The sequence below is a fragment of the Paraclostridium tenue genome (assembly GCF_039521565.1).
In the GTDB taxonomy this organism is placed as follows: domain Bacteria; phylum Bacillota; class Clostridia; order Peptostreptococcales; family Peptostreptococcaceae; genus Paraclostridium; species Paraclostridium tenue.
In genome coordinates this window covers 44,162-68,016 of record NZ_BAAACP010000001.1, presented here as the reverse complement: position 1 = coordinate 68,016, position 23,855 = coordinate 44,162, and the positions used below count along the sequence as shown (strand labels likewise).

24 protein-coding genes are annotated in these 23,855 nt (G+C 26.8%); all 24 read right to left on the bottom strand.

Annotation, left to right across the window (positions count from 1 at the left end; all coding sequences use genetic code 11):
* Window positions 1-47 precede the first annotated feature (47 nt).
* Window positions 48-239 (bottom strand): capping complex subunit for YIEGIA, encoded by a 192-nt coding sequence (locus ABFX13_RS00335; RefSeq protein WP_147543156.1) that lies wholly within the window; start codon window positions 237-239, stop codon window positions 48-50.
* A 15-nt stretch (window positions 240-254) separates the two neighbouring features.
* Entirely contained in the window at window positions 255-1,169 is a 915-nt protein-coding gene (locus ABFX13_RS00330; RefSeq protein ID WP_346040973.1) for a YIEGIA domain-containing protein, read from the bottom strand.
* 12 nt (window positions 1,170-1,181) lie between these two features.
* Window positions 1,182-2,114, bottom strand: coding sequence for a YIEGIA domain-containing protein (locus tag ABFX13_RS00325; protein ID WP_346040971.1), 933 nt, complete (start codon window positions 2,112-2,114; stop codon window positions 1,182-1,184).
* Window positions 2,115-2,174: 60 nt separating this feature from the next.
* Window positions 2,175-3,461: a HAMP domain-containing sensor histidine kinase gene (locus ABFX13_RS00320; protein WP_346040969.1), complete on the bottom strand. Its 1,287-nt coding sequence runs from the start codon at window positions 3,459-3,461 to the stop codon at window positions 2,175-2,177.
* Between the two features lie 12 nt (window positions 3,462-3,473).
* A complete protein-coding gene (locus tag ABFX13_RS00315) occupies window positions 3,474-4,166 on the bottom strand; it encodes a winged helix-turn-helix domain-containing protein (protein ID WP_346040967.1) in 693 nt (230 codons plus the stop codon).
* Between the two features lie 17 nt (window positions 4,167-4,183).
* Window positions 4,184-4,894 carry a peptidoglycan editing factor PgeF gene (gene pgeF / locus ABFX13_RS00310; RefSeq protein ID WP_346040965.1) on the bottom strand — a complete coding sequence of 237 codons (711 nt, stop codon included), beginning with the start codon at window positions 4,892-4,894 and terminating at the stop codon, window positions 4,184-4,186.
* Between the two features lie 4 nt (window positions 4,895-4,898).
* On the bottom strand, window positions 4,899-5,354 hold the full coding sequence (nrdR, locus tag ABFX13_RS00305; RefSeq protein ID WP_147543150.1) for a transcriptional regulator NrdR: 456 nt from the start codon (window positions 5,352-5,354) through the stop codon (window positions 4,899-4,901).
* A gap of 26 nt (window positions 5,355-5,380) precedes the next feature.
* The gene (locus ABFX13_RS00300; RefSeq protein WP_346040963.1) at window positions 5,381-5,644 is read right to left on the bottom strand and encodes a YlmC/YmxH family sporulation protein; all 264 of its coding nucleotides are present in this window, start codon (window positions 5,642-5,644) and stop codon (window positions 5,381-5,383) included.
* Between the two features lie 70 nt (window positions 5,645-5,714).
* On the bottom strand, window positions 5,715-7,400 hold the full coding sequence (locus ABFX13_RS00295; protein ID WP_346040961.1) for a bifunctional diguanylate cyclase/phosphohydrolase: 1,686 nt from the start codon (window positions 7,398-7,400) through the stop codon (window positions 5,715-5,717).
* 67 nt (window positions 7,401-7,467) lie between these two features.
* Window positions 7,468-7,587, bottom strand: coding sequence for a cyclic lactone autoinducer peptide (locus ABFX13_RS00290; RefSeq protein WP_346040959.1), 120 nt, complete (start codon window positions 7,585-7,587; stop codon window positions 7,468-7,470).
* Window positions 7,588-7,610: 23 nt separating this feature from the next.
* A complete protein-coding gene (locus tag ABFX13_RS00285) occupies window positions 7,611-8,252 on the bottom strand; it encodes an accessory gene regulator ArgB-like protein (protein ID WP_346040957.1) in 642 nt (213 codons plus the stop codon).
* A 28-nt stretch (window positions 8,253-8,280) separates the two neighbouring features.
* Window positions 8,281-8,742 carry a hypothetical protein gene (locus ABFX13_RS00280; RefSeq protein WP_346040955.1) on the bottom strand — a complete coding sequence of 154 codons (462 nt, stop codon included), beginning with the start codon at window positions 8,740-8,742 and terminating at the stop codon, window positions 8,281-8,283.
* A 128-nt stretch (window positions 8,743-8,870) separates the two neighbouring features.
* Entirely contained in the window at window positions 8,871-9,644 is a 774-nt protein-coding gene (gene sigG, locus ABFX13_RS00275) for an RNA polymerase sporulation sigma factor SigG (protein ID WP_346040953.1), read from the bottom strand.
* Window positions 9,645-9,734: 90 nt separating this feature from the next.
* Complete coding sequence (gene sigE / locus ABFX13_RS00270; protein ID WP_428833830.1) at window positions 9,735-10,454, bottom strand: RNA polymerase sporulation sigma factor SigE; 720 nt, start codon at window positions 10,452-10,454, stop codon at window positions 9,735-9,737.
* Window positions 10,455-10,486: 32 nt separating this feature from the next.
* Window positions 10,487-11,323 (bottom strand): sigma-E processing peptidase SpoIIGA, encoded by an 837-nt coding sequence (locus tag ABFX13_RS00265; RefSeq protein WP_346040949.1) that lies wholly within the window; start codon window positions 11,321-11,323, stop codon window positions 10,487-10,489.
* Between the two features lie 133 nt (window positions 11,324-11,456).
* Entirely contained in the window at window positions 11,457-12,629 is a 1,173-nt protein-coding gene (gene ftsZ, locus ABFX13_RS00260) for a cell division protein FtsZ (protein WP_346040947.1), read from the bottom strand.
* A 612-nt stretch (window positions 12,630-13,241) separates the two neighbouring features.
* The gene (locus ABFX13_RS00255; protein WP_346040945.1) at window positions 13,242-13,976 is read right to left on the bottom strand and encodes a cell division protein FtsQ/DivIB; all 735 of its coding nucleotides are present in this window, start codon (window positions 13,974-13,976) and stop codon (window positions 13,242-13,244) included.
* A 165-nt stretch (window positions 13,977-14,141) separates the two neighbouring features.
* Complete coding sequence (gene murA / locus ABFX13_RS00250) at window positions 14,142-15,395, bottom strand: UDP-N-acetylglucosamine 1-carboxyvinyltransferase (RefSeq protein ID WP_346040943.1); 1,254 nt, start codon at window positions 15,393-15,395, stop codon at window positions 14,142-14,144.
* Between the two features lie 83 nt (window positions 15,396-15,478).
* Window positions 15,479-16,687, bottom strand: a complete 1,209-nt coding sequence (murG, locus tag ABFX13_RS00245; RefSeq protein ID WP_346040941.1) for an undecaprenyldiphospho-muramoylpentapeptide beta-N-acetylglucosaminyltransferase — start codon at window positions 16,685-16,687, stop codon at window positions 15,479-15,481.
* A 15-nt stretch (window positions 16,688-16,702) separates the two neighbouring features.
* Window positions 16,703-17,830, bottom strand: a complete 1,128-nt coding sequence (gene spoVE, locus ABFX13_RS00240; protein WP_187006236.1) for a stage V sporulation protein E — start codon at window positions 17,828-17,830, stop codon at window positions 16,703-16,705.
* A 31-nt stretch (window positions 17,831-17,861) separates the two neighbouring features.
* Window positions 17,862-19,220, bottom strand: a complete 1,359-nt coding sequence (murD, locus tag ABFX13_RS00235; RefSeq protein WP_346040938.1) for a UDP-N-acetylmuramoyl-L-alanine--D-glutamate ligase — start codon at window positions 19,218-19,220, stop codon at window positions 17,862-17,864.
* A gap of 18 nt (window positions 19,221-19,238) precedes the next feature.
* Window positions 19,239-20,204, bottom strand: a complete 966-nt coding sequence (mraY, locus tag ABFX13_RS00230; RefSeq protein ID WP_346041463.1) for a phospho-N-acetylmuramoyl-pentapeptide-transferase — start codon at window positions 20,202-20,204, stop codon at window positions 19,239-19,241.
* A gap of 42 nt (window positions 20,205-20,246) precedes the next feature.
* Window positions 20,247-21,620, bottom strand: coding sequence for a UDP-N-acetylmuramoyl-tripeptide--D-alanyl-D-alanine ligase (locus ABFX13_RS00225; protein ID WP_346040936.1), 1,374 nt, complete (start codon window positions 21,618-21,620; stop codon window positions 20,247-20,249).
* A 252-nt stretch (window positions 21,621-21,872) separates the two neighbouring features.
* On the bottom strand, window positions 21,873-23,852 hold the full coding sequence (locus tag ABFX13_RS00220; RefSeq protein ID WP_346040934.1) for a stage V sporulation protein D: 1,980 nt from the start codon (window positions 23,850-23,852) through the stop codon (window positions 21,873-21,875).
* Between the last annotated feature and the right edge of the window lie 3 nt (window positions 23,853-23,855).

The window sequence follows — 23,855 nt, the reverse complement described above, 5'->3', positions numbered from 1 at the left end:
ATGTTTTATTTGAAATAGTCAATAAAAAGGTACCATTACCGGTACCTTTAATGTCTTACTATTATTAGAGTTCCCTTGAGTACATCATGTACCATTCCACCCATAGTTTTAGATATTATTAAAGCTCTATCTTGTAATTCTTTTTCATTTTCTGCATAAAACACAGGAAAAATTGAAGATTTCATATCTTTATCAATAGTAACAATAGCTAGCGTTGTATCAGTTATACCTACATTCATTAATAACACTCCTTTTTATTGTTTTATAGTAAATCTTTTTAAAGCCCAGTTGTTTCCTCTTGCATTTTCTATTATAGGAGTACTCTTAACTGCTGCTATTAATTTATCAATATCCTTTTCAAGTGGTATATAAGGCATTACTAAGCTTTCATTTTTAGGGTTTCTTCTTAAAAGCGGTATAAAATCTGGCTCATCAGGTGTTCTCATTATCCCTAATCTTGAGTATGCTATATTAGCTAAAGTTTGTCTTTGTCCAGGGTTTAATATTATACCAGAGCTTATATAACTTCCTTTTTTAGGTATTATTTCTACGGCTAGACCATAATCTAAATATCTTTGTCTCGATGACTCTAATCCTATATTTGAAATAACAACATCATTAACTTTTAATAATGGTCCATCAAAAGATATTTTAGCTGGAACCACCTCTGCTATAGATCCTATACTTTCTCTTACAAATAGCTTTTTAAATATAAGTGCCAATGCTATACCTGCAATAGAACCTAGTATAATACTTGGAAATTCATCTAAATATAATTCTGTTTTTGCAAGATGATAAACCGCAGATGTAGTAAGTGCTGTTAATATACAAGTATAACTTCTAACCTCATAAGTTAAAGCTATCTCTTCTATATATCCTTCTCCACGCTTTACTAAAAGAGATTTTTCCATATCCATTAGTGAACTTCTCTTAGTATGTCTAACTTGTCTAAATTGACTTGCTGCTAAAGATAAAAAAGTTACAGATGTATATGATTTTTGCATTAATGCAGGAACTACCATAGCTCCTAATGCAGATCCTATTACCGCTAACACAATTTGTGAAACTAACATATTAGGTTCTGTTGGATACTGCTTTCTATCTGTTTTAAGTGTTATTATCCTTGAAATAATTCCTATTAATATACCTATTAAAAAAATTCCTTTCATATATTCCACCTCTTAGGATTTTTTATTTTTATTGTTCTTACTATATGCATTGTTATTTCCTTTTGCACTATCTAGTATAGGTGTACTTTTTATAGCTTCAACAGTTAAATCTATATCTTTAACAAGTGGTATAAATCCAAAATTTACGGATCCATCTTCTGGATTTGTTCTTGCTATAGGTATAAATTCAGGCTCATCTACATCTCTGTCTATTCCCATATGCAAATATACATTATGTATCATAGCTTGTTGTTGAGCAGGGTCTCCAATTATACCTGCAGATACCATATCTTTAGGTATAACTTTAAATCCAATACCTTTTTTTAGGTATTTTTTTCTTGAATCTTCAAGACCTATATTCGTTATACCTACTCCATTTACTAACATTAAAGGTCCTTTAAATTCTATAGGTACGACCTCAACATCAACAATGTCTTCTAAACTTTTATTAGATAATATTTTTTTAAATATATAACCTACTATTATAGTTGCTATAGCCGATGATATCACACACATAATGAAATTAAAATTCAACTTATTATTGCATAAAATAAATGTAATAGATGCTGCTAATGATGAAAAAATACTTAAAAAATTTCTTACTTCATATTCTTTTGATATCTCATGTATATAAGTTGTTCCTTTTGATATCAATTCTGTATTTTCTAAATTTGATAGTGTAATTTCTTCTTCATTAGCTACTTCTTGAAATTGTTGTATACCTATAGCTAAAAAAGTTAAAGCTGAAAATTCTTTATCTAATAGTGCAGGAAAAGCTACTGCCCCAAGTGCTGATGCAATAAATGATAAAATTAATTGTTCAATATAATCTTGAGGTTGTGTAGGTTGTTGTTTATTTACCAGTCTTAACACTATAAGCCTAGATAAAACACCTAATATTAAAGCCACCCCAAATGCACGCCTAAATAATGTAGCATCATCCATATTATTTCCTCCTTTTGTTTTCATTACATTTATTTTGTACAAAAACAAAAAAAAATTTCCTTAATTAAGGAAATTTTTTTTAGGTATAGTAACTATAAATTCAGTTCCTATGTTTAATTCACTTTTAATATCAATAGAACCATTTAAAGATTTTACTATATGTTTCACTATAGCTAGTCCAAGTCCAGTTCCTCCAACTGCCCTACTCCTAGCTTTATCTACTCTATAAAATCTTTCAAAAATTCTACACTTATCATCTTTTGATATTCCAATTCCATTATCTTTAACTTTTATACATATATCTTTTTCATTATTACAAATAATTGTTTCAACAAACCCTCCATTTGGAGTGTATTTTATAGCATTATCTATTAAATTTAAAAATACTTGTTTTATATAATCTTTATTACAATTAATTATAATATCTTCATCTTCAAATTTATATTTTAAATCTATATTTTTTGACTTTGCAAAAATAATAGTTAAATCATATACTTCTTTAAACACACTCAGCACATTTACTTTTTCAGCGCATATAGTATCTTTATTTTCAATAGATGAAAGAAGTAAAATATCATCTATAAGTCTCTTTAATCTATCAGATTCAGTTTCAATTATTCCTAAAAATCTATCTCTAGTGTTTTTATCAATATTTTCATTTATTCTAAGAGTCTCTACAAAACCACTTATAGATGTTAAAGGAGTTTTTAATTCATGAGTCACGTTTGCTACAAAGTCACTTCTCATATTTTCTAATCTTACTCTCTCAGTAATGTTTTCTATATTTATTATAGAACCTATTATAACATTTTTGCTACTTTGTAAATAAATTGGATCTAGTTTTATATTGTATACTATATCTTCATCATTAGTAATTTGCTTCATTTTTGTTTTCTTAGAACCTATGAATTTAGATATTTCAGATAATATTTTATTATCTTTTATTACATGATTTATATTCTTGCCTTCTATAACTTGATCATTTGAACTTTTTATTATATTTTTAGCTTCTTTATTTATTAATAATACATTTCCATTTATATCTATAGCTAAAATACCATGTGATATACTTTTTACTATAGATTTTAATTGTAAGTTTTTATATTGAACTTCTTGAATTGTTGTATCTATAGTATCTATCATATAATTAAAATTGTCAATTAATTGTCCTAATTCTCCTTTTGCAGAGATATTTATTTTTGTATGAAATTCCTTGTTACTTATTTTTTTAGAAACAGCTAGAAATTCCTTTAAGTAATTTCTAAGATTCATAGCATATCTTATCGATATTATAGAAATTATTATTGATATTAAAAAAATAAAGAAATATATATTACTATTTTCCATAATAAATGCTCCTTAATCTATTTTATAACCAATTCCTCTAATAGTTTCTATATACTTTTCATCTTCACTATTTCCTTCTATTTTCTTTCTTAAATATCGTATATGTACATCTACTGTTCTAGTTTCTCCATAATATTCATATCCCCATATTTTGTCTAATAAATAATTTCGAGATAAAACTTTCCCTTTATTTTCTAATAACAATCTTAATAGTTCGAATTCTTTAAACGTTAAATCAACTTTTTCATTTCCCTTAATTACTTCATGTTTTTGTAAATCTAACTTTAGATTCCCAACACTTAATATAGTTTCTTTAGGAAGGTTATTATTTACATTATATCTTCTTAAAACCGAGTTACTTCTAGCTAATAATTCTTTTATACTAAAAGGCTTAGTTATATAATCATCTGCACCTGCATTTAGTCCATCTATTTTATCACTTTCAACATTTTTAGCTGTTAACATTATTACAGGTATATTTTTTAAATCCTTATCACTTCTTATTTTCTTTAAAAGTTCTATCCCACTTATATTTGGTAGCATCCAATCTAATAAAATTAAGTCAGGATTTATTTCTTTAGCTTTAATAAATCCATCAAATCCATCGTATGATGAATATACATCATAATCCATGGTTTCTAAATTGAATTTAAGAAGTTCTACAATATGTTTTTCATCATCTATAACGAGCACTTTAGTATTCATCTTAAGTTAGCTCCTCTCTAATTTATTTCAAGTATCATCCCTAATCTCTTAGTTGTTTGATTATGTTTTCTATAGGAATGGAACTTATCACTATTACAACTAGTACATATATTTAAATTAATTATGTTTTCTTCTTTAACTCCACAATTTTTTAATATTAATTCATTCACTTTCCATAAATCTAGATAATACTTGTCTTCTTTAATTATATAGAATTTTTCATTTTTATTTGTAATGATTGTGTTAAATTTTTCAATTAAATCTTTTGATACTTCATAACAACATGGTCCTATAGATGGACCTAGTACACAAACTAAATCTTTTGGATTTGTATTGTATAAATTCTTCATTTTTTTTATAGTATTTTCAGTTATTTTAGAATAAGTACCTCTCCATCCAGCATGACATAATGCAGCTACTTTATTATTTGAATCCATAATTGCTATTGGAACACAATCAGCAACAAATATCAATAATGGAGTATCTTTTAAGTTTGTAATTAAAGCATCCCCTTCTTTTACTTTACCTATATCTTCTTCTTTTATTACATTTACTATATCTGAATGTATTTGTTTGTTGTTAGTTAAATTATCATAATTCATATTTAGTTCTTTACAAATATTTTTTCTGTCTTCTTTAGATGCCATATCTACATTTATAGTTGTAAATGCTAAATTTGCAAAATCACTCTTTTTAGTTGCATCTTCAAATCTTATATAGTTCTCCATAGTATCACCTTTTCTCCATTATTATGTTTTTTAATTCTTTTACAAAAGTATTTATATCTTTAAATTGTCTATATACAGATGCAAATCTGACATATGCAACTTCATCTACATCTTTTAACTTATCCATAACCATCTCGCCAATTTTTTTACTGTCAATTTCAGATATATAGCATTTATTTATATCATTTTCTATGTATTGTATTATATCTTCTATTTGTTCTATAGACACAGGCCTTTTTTCTGATGATTTTAATATACCATTTTTTATTTTATTTCTATCAAAATATTCTCTACTATTATCTTTTTTTATAACCATTATAGGTGTTAACTCTATTTTTTCATATGTAGTAAATCTTTTTTTACAAGATTCACACTCTCTTCGTCTTCTAATTGATTGACTATCTGTATGTCTTGAATCTATTACTTTTGATTCTTTGTAGTTACAGTAAGGACATAACAAGCCTATCCCTCCTCTTCATCGTGTCTTTATATATTAAATTCATCTAAACTATGATCTTGACCTTGATTAACTATTATAGTATCACACCCTATTTTTATTATATCATTCCAAAAAACAACTTGGCCTTCTGAAGCCCTTGAAAAAAAGTTCATACTTCCATCACCTATTATAGTAAATGATAATATTTTTCCTTCATTTATATCCATATCTATATCTGTTATGAATCCCATCCTTTTTCCATTTTTTACATTTATTACTTCTTTATCCATTATATCAGAAATTCTAATCATATTATAATCTACCTCCTCTTAAAAATAAATATGTACAAGGATAAAAAAAAATGACCTCGTTGGTCATTTTTTAATTATTTTTTAATTCTATCATTTTTATAAATTGTTCTACTAACTCTGGATCAAACTGAGATCCTGAACACCTTCTAAGTTCTTTTATAGCCTCATCATGTCCTTTTCTAAAATTGTAAGGTCTGTGAGATGTCATAGCATCAAAACTATCAGCTATAGCTATAACTCTTGACAAGTATGGTATTTCTTCTCCTTTTAATTTATCTGGATAACCTCTACCATCATACCTTTCATGATGATGCTTTATAAGTGGTAATAATTCTTCAAAAGCTTTTATATGACTTATTAAATTCACACCTAAAACTGGGTGCTGTTTTAACAACTCATATTCTGCATCAGTAAGTTTTTCCTTTTTATTTAAAACTTCTTCTGGAATTTCAATCTTACCCATATCATGTAGATACGCAGCTAGTTTTAAGTTTAATTTATCTTTTTCATTTAATCCTAAATAGCTTGCAAACCACCCTAGATATATTACAACTCTTTCAGTGTGTCCATATGTATATCTATCTTTTTTATTTATCATATTTATAAATCTTTTTAAAGATTTAGTTGTTTCTTCATCTATATATATATGATCAGCTATTTCTTCTAAAACACTGTAATATACTTCTACTCTATTTTTATTTAAAGATTTAGCTCTGTATAATGCATCATCTGCAGTATTTATAAATTGATGTTTATTGCTAGCCCTTAATGGGTATGATGATACTCCTATTGACATTGTTATATTTTTGTTTGGTTGATTTTCCTGACCATAAAAATAAGTTTCTTCTATACTAGCTCTTATTTTTTCTCCTACCTTTATTGCTTCCTCTTCAGTTGTATTTGGAAGTATAACTGCAAATTCTTCTCCACCATACCTAGCTACAACATCAGGTTCTTTTATATTTGCTTTAAGTATATAACCCACTTCTTTCAAAACTAAATCTCCAGCTTGATGGCCATTTATATCATTATAATTTTTAAAATAATCTATATCCATAAATAATAATGATATAGATGTATTTTCTTCATCAGCCATTTTCATTTTATTTTCTAAAGATTCTTGGAAATATCTATGATTATAAAGCCCTGTTAATTCATCTAAGTTTACTAGTTTTTGTAACTCCTTACTGTATTCTTTTTCTATATTTACATACACCCCAAGTATCCATGATGTAACTAAAAAAGCACTAACTATAACTATATCAATTTGAAAGTACTTGATAAGTAATTCTTGTGCAGGTGCATTTAATGAGTTTCCAAGTTTAATAGATAATATATCTACTCCACATACCAATATAGAACATATTATAGAAACACATATTGCATAATTTTTTCCAAATTGTATAGCTGAAATTATTATTATAAAAATATATAAAAATTTATAAGGACTTTGCTCTTTTCCTGTTGAAATTATAATTATGGTAGAAATTAACATAAGTAATAGAATCTCTATATTATCCCTTATTTTAGGTATACAATTTATAATTTTATACTGTTTTTTAGATACCCATATAAAATATACAATTAATAAAAGTATTATTGCTACTATGTACATAAGAAATAATGTATATTTTAAGTTTTCTTTATTGGTATATGAACTTATCATAGCTACCATTCCTAAAAGCATGTATATCACTTTTATTATAGCTAAAATTTCAAATACTTTCTGGTCTCTTATATTATTAAATTCATCCATAATATTCTCCTAAATGTCTTTTATTAATTAATAAACCATAAGGATTATACCTTATGGTTTATATTAATTATTCTTCTCTTAGTGATTTTGGCATTTCTGGTTCAAAGAAAACCATAGTACACATTGTAGATGCACCATTACCTAAAGATTTTGCAAAATCTGATAATAAATTCATTAAATAGTCCATTTTTACTCCCCCTTAAAATTTTTTTATTTAAGAAAACAATCTATTTTTAATATAGTTGTTTCTCCTAGCTTAGTTAATGATATTGTTTGTAATAAAATTCCTAACTCTATGCAATATATAAAACTAGTTAAGTTATATTTTATTAATTTAATTTGCATAACTAAAATACATAAAATTATAATAACTATATATAAATTAAGTAATTTAAATAATTTTTTTCTGAGTTTTTTTCTAGTAGATTCTTTTTTAAGAGGCTTATTTTTAGTCCCAACTGGTGCTTTTTTATAAAATATATAATAGCAAAAAGCAATAATTGTTAAGCTAGATAAATACATAATAAGGTTATCCCCATATATATTAAATATCCCACAAATATAAGTTAAAATTACACTAAATATTAATCCTATTATAAGACATCTGTTAGGTGAAGTTGCATGTACACCTCCTGAACATCTTTTTAAACTCGATGAAACTAAAGTAATTATAAGTATTTCTTTTAATCTTCCTATTAATATTCCTATAATTATAGTAATAATAAAAGAAACAATAGTATGTAAGCATATGAACAATCCATAATTCATAACTTCTATTTCATCTTTTGACTTATTCGTCTTTTGTCCAATTTTTGTAGCCATACTATTTGAAACGTTTTCTATGATACTCATATATTTTCTCCCAATTAATTATATAATCCTAACCCCTATTTAACTTTTTAGTAATTAATTTCATTAAAGTAATTAATAAAATAAATATCAACAAAGAAGGAAGTGCCAATAATGCACTATGTACACTTGTATTAGCAGTTAAAACTTTTGTTGGTATTTTAAAAATACAATTAGCCATAATAATATATATCCCCTCGCTAATTGCTAAACATATATAAATGTTAGCTATATTTAATATAGTCGTTATAATTGGCTGTTTTTTTAATTTATAGAAAATTATACCTATTACAAACATACTTAAAACTGTATGTATACCAAAACTTATAGGCATAATCCTAATAAATGTTAGAATGGTTAAATACAATATAGAATCTTTTAAAACATCTATTATATTAATTTCTAAATTAAATAAAATATACCCAGCTAATATTAAAAGTATACTTTCTGGAAAACTTCTAATCAAAATATATGATAATGACGAACTTAGCATTAAATTCTCCTTTTTTCTAAGATAATACACAATAAAGTATAGCATGTTTTACAATTTTTTACAATTGATATGCTGTCTTCTATAGATAAAAAAAATATGCAAAAGCTAATTTGCCTTTGCATAAAAATTTATATATATTTTCTCATATTTTTTAATGCATTTTTTTCTATCCTTGAAACTTGTGCTTGAGAAATACCTATTTCATCAGCTACTTCAATCTGAGTTCTACCTTTGTAAAATCTTAGGTCTAATACTAGTCTTTCTCTACCATTTAGTTTTTTTATAGCTTCTTTAAGAGCTATTTCTTGTAGCCAATTTTCATCTGTATCTTTTTTATCTTGAACTTGATCCATAACAAATATTGCATCTCCATTATCTTGATACACAGGATCAAATAATGATATAGGATCTTGTATAGCATCTAGAGCCATAACTACATCTTCTACATCTAGCTCTAACTCTTTTGCTATTTCTGAAACAGTTGGTTCCTTAGAGTTAGATCTTACTAATTTTTCTCTTACTTGAAGAGCCTTATATGCAATGTCTTTTAAAGATCTACTTACTCTTATAGGATTATTATCTCTTAGGTACCTTCTTATTTCACCTATAATCATAGGGACTGCATAAGTTGAAAATCTTACATTTTGACTTAAGTCAAAGTTATCAATTGCTTTTATAAGTCCTATACAACCTATTTGAAATAAATCATCAATATTTTCCCCTCTGTTATTAAATTTTTGTATAACACTCAAAACTAATCTCAAATTTCCTCTTACAAATTCTTGTCTTGCAACTTCATCTCCATCTTTTATCTTAATAAGAAGTTCTTTCATTTGATTATTTTTAAGAACTGGCAACTCAGAGGTATTTACTCCACAGATTTCAACTTTATTTATTTGCATTTTATCTCAGTCCTCTCTTAAAAAGTATTTCTTATACAATTATTTACATATCATATATTTTTATACTTTTTAAGTAGAATTATTTATATACTAAACAAACTTTTTCATCTCTTTTTTCAATCTAGATATTATTTTTTTCTCTAATCTAGATATATAAGATTGAGAAATACCTAACATTGTAGCTACTTCTTTTTGAGTTCTTTCTTCTCCCTTACTAGCTAATCCAAACCTTAACTCCATAATTTGTTTTTCTCTATCTGACAGTCTATCTAATGCCATAACTAATAAATCTTTATCTATTTCTTCTTCTATTAACTTATATATTTCATCATTTTCAGTACCTAATATATCAGATAATAATAGCTCATTTCCATCTAAATCTATGTTTAAAGGTTCATCAAATGATACCTCTGACTTTTTTTTGTTATTTTTTCTTAAATACATAAGTATCTCATTTTCTATACATCTAGAAGCATATGTAGCTAATTTTATATTTTTATTTAGTTTAAATGTATTTACAGCTTTTATTAAACCAATAGTCCCTATAGATATCAAATCCTCCACATCAATTCCTGTATTTTCAAATTTTCTAGATATATAAACTACCAACCTAAGATTTCTTTCAATTAAAATAGTTTTTATACTCTCATCACTTTCTAGGTTTTTAAGCAATTCAGCTTCTTCTTTGCTTGAAAGAGGCGGTGGTAATATATTTGCACCTCCTAAGTAATAAAGTCCTTTTGGTTTTAATAAACCAATTTTGGATAAAATTTTAAAAAAATAGCTTATACATTTTGTCTTTAATTTTATTAGTTTTTTCAATAAGATCTCCCCCTTAAAAATTATATACCCATTAATAGTTGTGGATTTAAAATAGCACTATATCCATCCTCTTTAAAATTTGATAACCCTAAAATAACATTAGGTATCTTTTTTCCATCTACTTCTATGTAATCTGATTTTATTCCTATTACTAAATTCTCATCATTTATTTGTCTCACAGGTATAATTCTAATTCTATAATATAAATCTTCATCAATCTCATCTATAACAGTATTGACAGTATTAATACTTATATTTTTTAAATCTATTTTTTGTAATCCTTTAGGTAAAATTTCATATAATTTATTAGCACTTATAATTACTACTTCATCCTTTGTTATGGGGTCTTTTAATAAGTTTCCTGTATCTATTAAAGCCTTAAGTTCTAATTCGGTTTTGTCTATACATACTTTTATATCTTTTTTCATACTATTTAAATATTTTAATTCCTTTATATCTTTATAAATATATTTAAGAATAATTCCACTTATATACGATATCAAAATTATTAAGGATATATTCATATGACTAATTCCTGTAAAATATATTATAAAAAATGAACTTCCTGCTATAAATATATTAACAAAATAAAATACAATCAAAATTCTTATATAGTTTTTTAAATCTTTATACTCAAAACTTATCTTTGTAACAGTTAATATCAATAGAATTTTTATGGGTAGTGTAAAAATCAAATCTAAATTTGGAAGTAAATAAGCAATAGCGTATATCATTCCAACTATTGCCCCTGTCCATTTTTTTTTATTAGAATTATAATTTTTAGTTAATATTGATGTACAACTTATTATAATGTAATTTATTAATAAGTTTTCAATTGCATAATATTCTACATACACTATCATCCCCCCTTAAAGCATTTATCTATATTATAGTTTAGGTTAAATGAGTTTTATGTCATAATTGATAGTCGAATTATAATTAATTTATTATTAAAAAAAACAAAAAATCGCAAAAAAAAAGAAGATAGTATTATCTTCTTCTTCTTAGGAATGTTGGTATTTCCATATCATCATTTTCTATGTATGATGGACTTGTGTTTTGTTTAGCAACAGGCTCTTCTTCCCTTTCTGGCTCTTGCATTACTGGTCTTTGAACTTCTCTTGCTATATTATTGTTTATATTAGGTTGTTGAAAACCTTGATTTTGGTTTATCCCACTATTTCTATTAAAATCTAATTCCATATCTTGTCCATCTTCAAATCCAGTAGCTATTACTGTTATAACAAGATCATCCTTTAAGTCTTCTTTTATTGTAGCTCCAAATATTATATTAGCTTCAGAATCACAAGACTCTTGAACTAAAGTTGAAGCTTCATTTATTTCAAATAATCCTAAATTAGCTCCACCTGTTATATTAAGTAAAACACCTTTAGCTCCTTTTATAGATGTTTCTAATAATGGTGATTGTATAGCTTGAGTTGCTGCTTCTATAGCTCTATTTTCACCTTGTGCTTTTCCCATTCCCATGTGAGCTAGCCCTTTTTCTTTCATTATAGACTGAACATCTGCAAAGTCTAAGTTTATTAAACCAGGAGCAGCTATAAGATCTGATATTGACTCTATACCTTGTTTTAAAACATCATCTGCTATAGAGAAAGCTTCTAACATAGATGTATTTTTTTGAACTATTTGTAATAATCTATCATTAGGTATAGTTATTAAAGTATCAACTTTTGTTTTTAAATCTTTTATACCTTGTTCTGCATTTTTCATTCTTACTTTACCTTCAAATGCAAAAGGTTTAGTTACAACTCCTACAGTAAGTATACCCATTTCTTTAGCTAATTGAGCAACTACTGGGGCAGCTCCTGTTCCTGTTCCTCCGCCCATTCCTGCAGTTACAAATACCATATCCGCACCTTCAAGGACTTTTATTATTTCATCTTTACTTTCTTCTGCAGACTTCTTCCCAACCTCTGGGTTAGCTCCTGCTCCTAGACCTCTTGTAAGTTTTTCACCAACTTGGATCTTGTACTCAGCTTTAGATGTATATAAAGCTTGTTTATCTGTATTAACAGCTATAAATTCAACACCTTTAAGTTGTGCTTCAACCATTCTATTGACAGCGTTGTTTCCACCGCCACCTACGCCTATTACTTTGATTTTTGCAAAGTTATCCATTTCTACGTCAAAGTTTAGCATCTATAAACCTCCTTATTTAATATTCAAAGTAAATCTATGTATTAATTATATCATTTTATATTAGCATTTTGTTAATATTTAACTAACTTATTCCACAAAAAAGTTTATTTTCCTCTTTTTTTATTTGATAAATTAGATATAATATATATAATTATAATTAATAAATTGTCAAATAATCTTGTTAAAAATACTAATACGACTATATAATACATAAATTTTTCTAATCTCTATCCTATATAAGATAAAACATTGCAAGTAATATATTTCCAATAATCCAATTATAAAAATAATATTGTTATACTTACTCTTAAAACTTGATTTTATATTTTCAACAGAATAGTATACTTTAACTAATATTTCAATTGGAATTTAGTATGTAACTATTAAATTATGCAATGCTTCCAATTATCCATATCATAAATATTCACCTTTTATATTTTACTTTGAAATACCTACATTATTCAAGTTTTTTATGTATGTTTTTATAATAATTTATAAATATCATATCTTTTTCTTCAATATTTATATAAATTCTACAAGATATCCTAAAAAAATCAGTATATAAACTAGCATATTTTAATGTTTAATTTATATTATATATAAGTTCATATATCAAGGAGAATATACAGCTTGTTCTTTACTAATCAAATTAATAGTTCCTTTTTTAATATTATTTGATTTTAAATCTATTAATATCTCATTTAATCGTTTTACATTGTATGATATATTTTCATCTAACTTCATAGTTATTTTTATACTATCTATATTTTCGATACTTATATAATTTTTTTTAATATCTATAATATTAATTTCTCTTAGCATCTTATTATCTTTTAAAGACTTTAAAGTTCTTATTAATAAATCCTGATTATCATCATTTATTTTTATAAAGCTATTTATATCTTTTTCCTTCAAACTAACTCCCTTTATTATAGGTATGTTTTTGTTTGTTATATCATTTTTTTCAGATAAAATTAATCCACCTTCTTGTATATAAATATATTTTTTACCAGTCTTTATTATAGCATCTTCCGTATTTTCCTTTATTTCTATTATTAATTTATTTGGGATCTTTCTGCTTACTTTTACATAATTAATATACGGGTTTTTAAGTATATTTTTTTCGATTTCATTTATATTATATTGAAATAAGTTATTGCCCAATTCTATTGATGCCATCTTTATTATATCATTTTTAACTATCTTATCATTCCCCTTTAAAGTTACCTTACTTAAATTAAATATACTGCTGCTTATACAAATATATATTAACAATATAATCAATAATATAAAACTATATATAGTTATCTTACCTCTTTTATTTATTCTATATTTACATTTTTTCATATGTCCCCCACCTTTTATACAATTTAATTGTTATATATTGAATTCTTAATATATAACATACTACTAAATTCGAATTTTCCCTTTCAATTTATCTTATATAATGCAAAATTTGCAAAAAAAGAAATCGTAATAGTATTAACTACTTCGACTTCTTTATTAATATACCTATATTTTTTCAATATCTGCTCCTAGATTTCTTAATATAAATTCAAAATCTTCATATCCTCTTTCTATATAATTTATACTAGAAACTTCTGTTGTCCCTTCTGCTACTAATCCTGCAAGCACTAAAGCTGCTCCTCCTCTTAAATCCATTGCTTTTACTTTTTCTCCAGTAAAAACATCAACCCCTTTTACCATACAAATATTCTCAGTTATATTAATTATATTAGCTCCCATTTTTATAAGCTCGCTACAGTGCATAAACCTATTTTCAAAAAGAGTTTCATGAAATATACTAGTCCCTTTTGCTAAACAAAGTAATGTCATAAGTTGAGATTGCATATCTGTAGGAAATCCAGGATGCGGAGATGTTTTTACAATATCTACTGGTAGTATCTTTTTAGGTGGATTCATTATTAAACCTTTATCTTTATAATTAATAATACAACCTGCTTCTTCTAACTTTTTAACTATAGGTTCCATATGACTTCTTACAACTTTATCTACCTCTAATTTTCCACCTGTTATAGCACTAGCTACCATATAAGTTCCTATAGCAATTCTATCAGGAATTATTGTATGATTTACTGAATGAAGCTTATCTACTCCTTCAATTTGAATACAACTAGTGCCAGCACCATTAACTTTAGCTCCCATACAATTTAAAAATTCTTGTAAGTCCTCGATTTCAGGCTCTTTAGCAGCATTATTTATTATAGTTGTCCCTTTTGCTTTAACAGCTGCAAGTATTGCATTTTCTGTTGCTCCAACACTAGGAAACTTTAAGTTTATAATATTTCCAATTAAATTATCTCTGTGACAATATATATATCCATCTTCTTCTGTAATCTTTACTCCTAATTTTTTTAATGCCTCTAAATGTAAATCTATTGGTCTAGCACCTATAGAACATCCTCCTGGATAACTTATACTTATATCATTAAATCTCCCAATCATAGCTCCCATAACTATTATAGATGACCTTAACATCTTCATATAATCTTCTTTAACACTATTAATATTTATATTGGAGCTATCTAAGTATAAAGTTGAATCTTCATACTTCGCTTCACATCCTATACTTTTTAAAATATCTATCATTACATGAACATCTGATATATTTGGAATGTTATTTATTATACTCTTAGATTCATTTAATATAGAGGCAGCCATTATAGGCAATACAGAATTTTTAGCTCCTCTTATAGATAATCTACCTTCTACTTTATTGCCCCCATTAATTATATACTTTGACAAAATTATTCCCCCCTAGCAGCAAGTATTTAAGGCAAAATATAACTTCTTATATTTTTAATACTATGTCCTAGGGGGGAAATATGTTACTTTTTATTTTTTATTCCTATAGTTTTAACTTCTTTAGGTTCATCTTCTTTTTTATTATCATTATTTTCTTGTAATTTTTCTTCTTTTTTATTATTCTTGTTACTTCTGTTATAAACTTCCATAACTTCTTTATATATTAAATCTATAGCCTCTGGTTTTCCTATTTCTCTACTTGCATTAGACATGTCTATTAATAAATCTCTATCTCCTAATAGTTTAAACACTGTTTCATTTAACGATTCAGGAGTAAGATTTTTTTCTAATATAGCAATTCCAGCGCCTTTACCTTCTATACTCTTAGCATTATATTCTTGGTGATTTTCTGCTGTATATGCCTTTGGTATTATTATAGAAGGCTTTCCTAATGCTGTTATTTCCGCTAAAGATATAGCTCCTGCACTTCCTATAACTAAATCACATGCTGCTAATGCACTTGCCATATCTTCAAGATAAGGTACAACTTTTTGATATGGTTTTAAATCTAAATCACTTATATCTTTCATAAATCCTTCATAGAAATTTTTACCTGTTGCATATATAAACGCAGCATCTTCATTAACAAGGTTTCTTATTACTAGCTTCATCGAATCATTTATTTTTCTTGATCCTCCACTTCCACCATAACATAAAACCATTTTTTTATCTTCTTGTATTCCCAATTTTCTTCTTGAATTACCTTTTTTAGATATCAATATTTCTTTTCTAACTGGATTACCTGTAAGCACTAACTTATTTCTAGTTTCTTCAGGAAATCTACCATGAGAATCTTCAAAACTTGTTAATACTTTAGTTACCATCTTTGCCAAAATTTTATTAGTTACTCCAGGGAAAGAGTTTTGCTCATGAATTATTGTCGGAACTTTTTTCATTGATGAATTAAATAATACAGGACCACTAACATATCCACCTGTTCCTATAACTATATCTGGTTTAAATGTTTTAACAATTTTTCTTGATTGTTCTAATCCTTTAAATAACTTAAAAACTCTTTTTACATTATCAAAATCTATTTTTCTTTTAAATCCTTGTACTGTAACTGTCTTTAATTCATACCCATACTTAGGAACTATTTCAGATTCTATTCCTTTTTCAGTTCCAACAAAAACTATTTCAGCATCTGGATTTTCTTCTTTTATTCTATTTGCTATGGCTATTGCAGGATAAACATGACCTCCTGTTCCTCCGCCAGATAATAAAACTTTCATTATTTCATCTCCTGTCTAATTCATTTTTACATGCTTAGAGACATTAAGTACTATCCCTACTGCTGCCATGAATATTATAAGAGAGGTACCTCCATAACTTATAAAAGGTAATGCAACTCCCGTAACAGGCATTGATGATGTAGCAACAGCAATATTTAGTGCTGCTTGAATACCAATTTGCCCTCCTATACCCACAACTAGCATACATGAAAATACATCAGGACATTTAATTGCAATTCTTATACATCTATAAACTAAAAATACAAATAACATTATAACTATAGCACATCCTATAAGCCCTAGTTCTTCACCTATTATTGCAAATATAAAGTCATTTTGTGGTTCTGGTATGTAAAAATATTTCTGCCTACTCTTTCCAAGCCCAAGTCCAAACAATCCACCTGATCCTAATGCGTATAATCCTTGTATAACTTGATATCCTGCTCCTAATGGATCTTTGAATGGGTCTAAAAAAGATGTAACACGAGCAAGTCTATATGGTGCCGCTAAAACCATTACAATAAATAGTGCAACTCCCGCTCCAAACATGCTATATACAATCTTCATATCCATTCCAGCTACAAATATCATTACAAATGCAACTAAAACTACTGTTCCAGCAGTAGATAGATTTGGTTGAAGTATTATTAGCGTAAAGAAAATCCCAGGTATTATAAGAAGTGGTATAACTCCTTTTGTCAATGACTTAATTTTATCATATTTTAATTCTATTAATTTAGCTGTTATTATTATAGTAGCAAACTTAGCTAATTCCGCTGGTTGAATAGTTAATCCTCCAAATCCTAACCATCTTTGAGCTCCGTTTAAAGATGTTCCTAATGGAGAAAGCACTAAAATTAATAATATAATAACAATTATCCCTAACTTTTTAGCGTTTTTATACCAAAACCTATATTCTATTTTAGATGTAAAAATCATTGCAATAAATCCTAGTGTTGCATAAATTAAATTTCTTTTTAAAAAATAATAGGAATCATCTAGTTTAAATGTAGATTGTATAAAACTAGCACTAAACACCATTATGATTCCTATAAATACTAATAACATAGTTGTATAAAACACAACATTATCAAAATCTGTTTTTATCCCCCTACTAACACGTTTTTTTATCTCTTTAGGCATTAATTAGACCTACCTCCATTCCCTTATATATCTATAATTTATATATATTTTCTTTGAAGTCTAATCCTCTTGCCTCGAAGTTTGGATACATATCCCAACTTGCACAAGCTGGTGATAATAAAACTACATCTCCTGATTCAGCTAGTGCATAAGCTTTGTTAACAGCTTCTTTCATATCACTAACCTTCACTATATTAGTAATGCCTTGTTCTTTTGCACTTAATTCTATTTTATCTGCAGTCTCTCCTAGTAATACTAATGATTTAACATTTTTAGTTGCGCATTTCATCATTTCTGTAAAATCACTTTGTTTATCCATTCCTCCAGCTATTAAAACTATAGGTCTTTCATATGAAGTTATAGCTTTTATAGTAGAATCTGGATTAGTTCCTTTAGAATCATTTACAAACATTATTCCATTTTTGTTTGTTACAAATTCTAGTCTGTGCTCTACGCCTTTAAAAGTCTTTAATGTATCTTTTATAATATCTAAATCTATATTTGATACATATGACATTAAAATAGCCGCCATAGCATTTTCTAAGTTATGATTTCCAGGTAAACTTAATTCATTTTTATTTAAAAGAACTAATTTTTCACCATCAACCTCTATAACTATATTATTTTTATCGTCTAAATATGCACCTTGTTCTACTTTTTCATTTTGAGAGAAATATAAAACTTTAGCATTTGTCTTTTTAGCTAATTCTCTAACGATAGAATCATCATAATTTAAAACACAAAAATCATTATTATCTTGATTTTCTAATATTCTTGCTTTTGCATTTATATAGTTTTCCATAGTATGATGTCTATTTAAATGATCCTCTGTTATGTTTATAATAGTACTTACTTTAGGTTTAAAGTCTTCTATACTTTCTAATTGAAAACTACTTAACTCTGTTACAAGAAAAGAATTTTTATCTGCAAAATCAACAGTATCTATAACTGGGTTTCCTATATTTCCAACTATGTATGTATCTTTATTTGCCTTTTTAAATATCTCTCCAACTAAACTAGTTGTTGTAGTCTTTCCATTAGTTCCTGTTATCCCTATAAATGTAGGATTTTTAGATAATTTATATGCTAACTCTACTTCTCCAATTATTTTGATATTAGCATCTTTTAGTTTCTCTATAAAAGGTAAATCAAGAGGAACTCCTGGAGATACTATAGTTAAATCTATATTATTTATATCTTCAAGATGTTTTCCTAAAATATACTCTACACTATCTAAATTTTCTAATTCTTTGATAATATCTTTTAATTTATCCTCTGACTTAATATCATTTACTATAATATTTGCACCTAATTTATCTAATTTCTTTATAGTAGATACTCCTGTTTTTGCTAGTCCTACAAGTAAGACATTTTTATTTTTTAAGTCCATCGTTGTTACCCCCGTAAATTAGAATACTGCTATTATACCTATCCAAGCTAATACTATAGATGTTATCCAAAATACAAATATAACTTTAGTTTCAGGCCAACCACATTGTTCAAAATGATGATGTATTGGTGCCATTTTAAAAATTCTTTTCTTTCTTAATTTATAAGATCCTACTTGAAGTATAACTGAAATTGCCTCTGCAAAGTAAATTCCTCCAACTATAGGTATTATAAGAACATTATTTGTCAGCACTGCAAATGATATAACAGCACCTCCTAAGGCCATAGAACCTGTATCTCCCATAAATACTCTTGCCGGATAAGAGTTAAATCCTAAGAATCCTATACAAGCTCCTATTGTTGCTGCTGCTAATATAGCTATATCTGTGTATCCAAAACTAACTGCAACTAACATAAAAAACATAGATACTATAACAGTTATTCCTGATGCTAAACCATCAAGTCCATCAGTTAAGTTAACTGCATTTACTGTACCAAGTATTATAAATACCATTACTGGAACATATAATGGTCCTAAGTTAAATGTAATATTTGTAAAAGGTATTATAAATTGAGTAGCACTTGGTGAATTAGTATATTGGTAATATGCTAATAATGTAGCTAATGCAACTTGTAATAATAATTTTTGATATGCTTTTAATCCTAATGATCTTTTAAATTTTATCTTTAAAAAATCATCTATAAATCCTACAAGTCCAAATCCTGTTATACATAAAATACCCATAGTCATGTCTGAACTTATTTTTGTTCTAGTCAAAACTGTAACTAATATAGCTACTATCATCATTATTCCACCCATAGTAGGTGTTCCGTTTTTTTGTAAATGTGTTTGTGGCCCATCATCTCTTACAGTTTGCCCGAATTTAAATTTAGTTAACATTGGTATAAATATCGGACCTAGTATAATTACTATAAGAAATGAAATCATTGCCGTGTACGTAAGTTCTGTTATTCCTAACATAATATAACTCCTCTCCCTTGTTGGCTGTTTCTTAGATGTTTTTATCTAATTGTTTAAATATTGTACTATATTTTCTAGTTGCATACCTCTAGAAGCTTTTACTAAAACTACATCACCATCGTTTATTATATCACTTAATTGATCAATTGCTGTTTCTTTATCATCAAAATGGTATACATTACCTTTATTTAAACCTAAATTTATAGATTCATCACTTATATATTTAGAATCTTTTCCTATTGTAATCAAAATATCTGCATTATTAATTGTATACTCTCCTACAAGTCTATGACCATACTCAGAATGTTTTCCCATTTCAAACATATCTCCAAGTATAGCAACTCTTCTATTTTTATATCTTCCTAAAATATCTAAAGCTGCTTTCATTGAATCAGGACTTGCATTATATGCATCATTGATTATAGTTATGTTATCTTTTTTTATTATATCTAATCTCATTTTACTTGCTTTAAAGTTTCTTAATCCAGTTTTTATATCTTCTAAATTCATGCCTAAACTAAGTCCTACAAGTATTGATGCCATAGCATTATAAATATTGTGTTTACCAACTGTAGGTATAAATATTTCTTCTTCTTTACCATCTATTGCACACTTAAAGTTTAAACTATCTTCACTTATACTATACTCAGTACAGTATATATCATTGTTTTTGTCAAATCCAAATGTTTTTAAGTCATATTCAAGCTCATCTTTGCATATTTTACTTAAATATTTATCATCTCCATTTACAATTAATGTATTTGATTTATCAAAATTTGAAGTAATTTCTAATTTGGCTTTTAAAATCCCATCTTGAGATCCTAAATTTTCAATATGAGATAATCCTATATTTGATATAACACCAATTTTTGGATTTACTATATTTGCTAGATACTCTATTTCATTAAAATTAGACATACCCATCTCTATTATTGCACATTCATGTTCAGAATTTAAGTTAAATAATGTAAGTGGAACTCCTATATGATTATTGAAATTCCCTTCATTTTTAAGAGTATTAAATTCAGTTGAAATTGCTGCATATATCATGTCTTTAGTTGTAGTCTTTCCTACACTTCCTGTAACACCTATATATGGTATTTTAAACTTTTCTTTATAATACTTAGCTATATCTCCAAGTGCTTTTGTAGTATCTTCTACTTCTATTAAATTTATATCCGAACTTATAATTTTTATGCCATTACTTTTATTTTTTATAAAAGTTTTACATCCATTTTCAAGTGCAGATTGCATAAAGTTATGCCCATCTAAATTTTCACCTATTATAGCTATAAAAGCATCTACATCAGTAGCTTTTCTACTATCTATAACTATGTTTTTAATTGTATCTAATTCATTTCCTTGCACCAATGTCCCATTAGATGCCTCTACTAGTTCTTTTATGGATAAAGATTCCATACTCAAACCTCCTTCTAAATAAGTCTACTAAAACATTATAAATCTTTTTAGTCAGTTATTCATCTATATTTATAATATTTAAGTATGTAGTTTTATAGAATATTAAATATTTTACATTTTTGTAAACCTTTTAAAATCCTAATAAAGAGCAATGTATATAAAATTATATACATTGCTCTTTTAAACTATTAACTCATTAATTATATACTATATATTAATTTTTTTGAAGATTTTTATTGACAATAACATCTTTTAATTCTCAGTATATAAGACTATTCCAGAATCTATAGGAACATCTGCTCCAGGTTTTGGAAATATATCTATAACCTTGGCACTTCCTTTTAATTCAGTATCTACATCTTGTATAGGCTTTAATTTATTTTCTTCCAATACTTTTAATGCATCTTCTATGCTTAAATCTATTATATTAGGGACTTTAACTTTTTCTTTTTCAAATTCTTTCTTTTCTTCTTCAGTATATTTAGGTTCAACCCCTAAATATTTTAACGAATCATTCATTATTTCTTTTACTATAGGTCCTGCTGTACTACTACCAAATGCCATAACTCCTGTAGGCTCATCTACTATAGCTAAAACTATAATTTGAGGATTATCTGTTGGTGCTATACCGACAAATGAACATATATATTTACCTTGTGCATATTTTCCATCTATTACCTTTTGTGCTGTTCCAGTTTTACCACCTATTCTATATCCAGGTATATATGCTTTATTACCTGATCCTTCACTAACAACAGATTCTGCGATTTCCATCATCTTTTTAGAAGTTTCTTCTGAAATCACCTGTCTAACAACCTTAGGTTTTATAGTTTCAGTTATATTACCCTGATTATCAACTAATTCTTTAACAATTCTCGGTTGCATAAGTTTACCGTCATTTGCAATAGCTCCTATAGCTGTTATTAATTGCATAGGTGTAACAGATATAGATTGACCAAACGATATAGTCGCTAATTCTACAGGACCAACATTTTTCTCATTATATAATATACCTTTAGCTTCCCCTGGTAAATCTAACTTAGTAGTTTCCATGAACCCAAAGGATTCTATGTAGTCATAAAGCTTCGAAACTCCCAAACGTTTACCTAATTCAACAAATACTGGGTTACAAGAGTTTTGAACACCTTGCTTAAATTCTTGCTCTCCATGCGGTCTATAATGCCTCCAACATTTTATTTTTTGACCTCCTATTGTAACACTTCCTGTACATACAAATTTTTCACCTTCTTTTATTACCCCTTCTTCTAAAGCTGTAGCCGATGTTATAAGTTTAAAAGTAGACCCAGGCTCATATGTATCACTTACTGCTGGATTTCTCCACATTGAGAAATAACCTTTTATCTTATCTTTATCTTTATATTTTTCAAGTTCTTCTTCGTAGTATGGATATATAGGAGTTCTAGACTGATTAGGATCATAGTCTGGCTTAGATGCCATAGATAATATATCTCCAGTTTTCGGCTCTATAGCTATAGCTGTAACTCTTTTTGCATTATTTAGTTCATATGCCTTTTGAACTGCTTTTTCTGTATAATGTTGTATTACTTCATCTATAGTTAATACCAAGCCATTTCCTTGAACTGGTTCATAATACTTTTCCATACCATGAGGGATTTCTCTTCCAGATGCATCAGTACTAACAATAAGTCTTCCTGGCTGTCCTTTTAAATGCTTATCATATTCCATTTCTATACCAGCTATTCCTGTTGAATCATCTGAAGTATGCCCTAATACATAAGGAGCAAAATTTCCATAAGGATAATACCTTTGATTATCTTCAGCAACCCATATACCAGGTAATTTAGCATCTCTTATTTTAGCTGCTGTTTCATCATCTATCCATCTTTTAATTTTAACTAATGCCATATCTTTTCTTTTTAATAATTTTAATGTATCTTCATATTCTTCTTTTATTAACTCAGAAATTACTTTAGCAGATTTTTCTTTTTCTTTTACTTCTACTGGTTTTGCCCAAACTGTATACTTTGTAACACTTACAGCTAATTCTTTCATATTTCTATCATATATAGTTCCTCTTTTTGGTTCTATAGGTATATCTCTTGTTTGTTGATCTAGGGCTTTTTCTGTTAACCAATCTCCTTTTACTATTTGTAGATATCCCGTTCTAAATACTAAAACAAAAAATACTATACATGCTAAAATTAAAACAACTACTAATCTTTTTTTACTTAGTTTTTTTATATTACTCAATTA

What these genes read in the sequence shown, in the direction of transcription:
- ABFX13_RS00335 (WP_147543156.1), bottom strand. Translation starts at nt 239, where the DNA reads ATGAATGTAGGTATAACTGATACAACGCTAGCTATTGTTACTATTGAT.
- ABFX13_RS00330 (WP_346040973.1), bottom strand. Translation starts at nt 1,169, where the DNA reads ATGAAAGGAATTTTTTTAATAGGTATATTAATAGGAATTATTTCAAGG.
- ABFX13_RS00325 (WP_346040971.1), bottom strand. Translation starts at nt 2,114, where the DNA reads ATGGATGATGCTACATTATTTAGGCGTGCATTTGGGGTGGCTTTAATA.
- ABFX13_RS00320 (WP_346040969.1), bottom strand. Translation starts at nt 3,461, where the DNA reads ATGGAAAATAGTAATATATATTTCTTTATTTTTTTAATATCAATAATA.
- ABFX13_RS00315 (WP_346040967.1), bottom strand. Translation starts at nt 4,166, where the DNA reads ATGAATACTAAAGTGCTCGTTATAGATGATGAAAAACATATTGTAGAA.
- pgeF (WP_346040965.1), bottom strand. Translation starts at nt 4,894, where the DNA reads ATGGAGAACTATATAAGATTTGAAGATGCAACTAAAAAGAGTGATTTT.
- ABFX13_RS00300 (WP_346040963.1), bottom strand. Translation starts at nt 5,644, where the DNA reads ATGATTAGAATTTCTGATATAATGGATAAAGAAGTAATAAATGTAAAA.
- ABFX13_RS00295 (WP_346040961.1), bottom strand. Translation starts at nt 7,400, where the DNA reads ATGGATGAATTTAATAATATAAGAGACCAGAAAGTATTTGAAATTTTA.
- ABFX13_RS00290 (WP_346040959.1), bottom strand. Translation starts at nt 7,587, where the DNA reads ATGGACTATTTAATGAATTTATTATCAGATTTTGCAAAATCTTTAGGT.
- ABFX13_RS00285 (WP_346040957.1), bottom strand. Translation starts at nt 8,252, where the DNA reads ATGAGTATCATAGAAAACGTTTCAAATAGTATGGCTACAAAAATTGGA.
- ABFX13_RS00280 (WP_346040955.1), bottom strand. Translation starts at nt 8,742, where the DNA reads ATGCTAAGTTCGTCATTATCATATATTTTGATTAGAAGTTTTCCAGAA.
- sigG (WP_346040953.1), bottom strand. Translation starts at nt 9,644, where the DNA reads ATGCAAATAAATAAAGTTGAAATCTGTGGAGTAAATACCTCTGAGTTG.
- ftsZ (WP_346040947.1), bottom strand. Translation starts at nt 12,629, where the DNA reads ATGCTAAACTTTGACGTAGAAATGGATAACTTTGCAAAAATCAAAGTA.
- ABFX13_RS00255 (WP_346040945.1), bottom strand. Translation starts at nt 13,976, where the DNA reads ATGAAAAAATGTAAATATAGAATAAATAAAAGAGGTAAGATAACTATA.
- murG (WP_346040941.1), bottom strand. Translation starts at nt 16,687, where the DNA reads ATGAAAGTTTTATTATCTGGCGGAGGAACAGGAGGTCATGTTTATCCT.
- spoVE (WP_187006236.1), bottom strand. Translation starts at nt 17,830, where the DNA reads ATGCCTAAAGAGATAAAAAAACGTGTTAGTAGGGGGATAAAAACAGAT.
- murD (WP_346040938.1), bottom strand. Translation starts at nt 19,220, where the DNA reads ATGGACTTAAAAAATAAAAATGTCTTACTTGTAGGACTAGCAAAAACA.
- ABFX13_RS00225 (WP_346040936.1), bottom strand. Translation starts at nt 21,620, where the DNA reads ATGGAATCTTTATCCATAAAAGAACTAGTAGAGGCATCTAATGGGACA.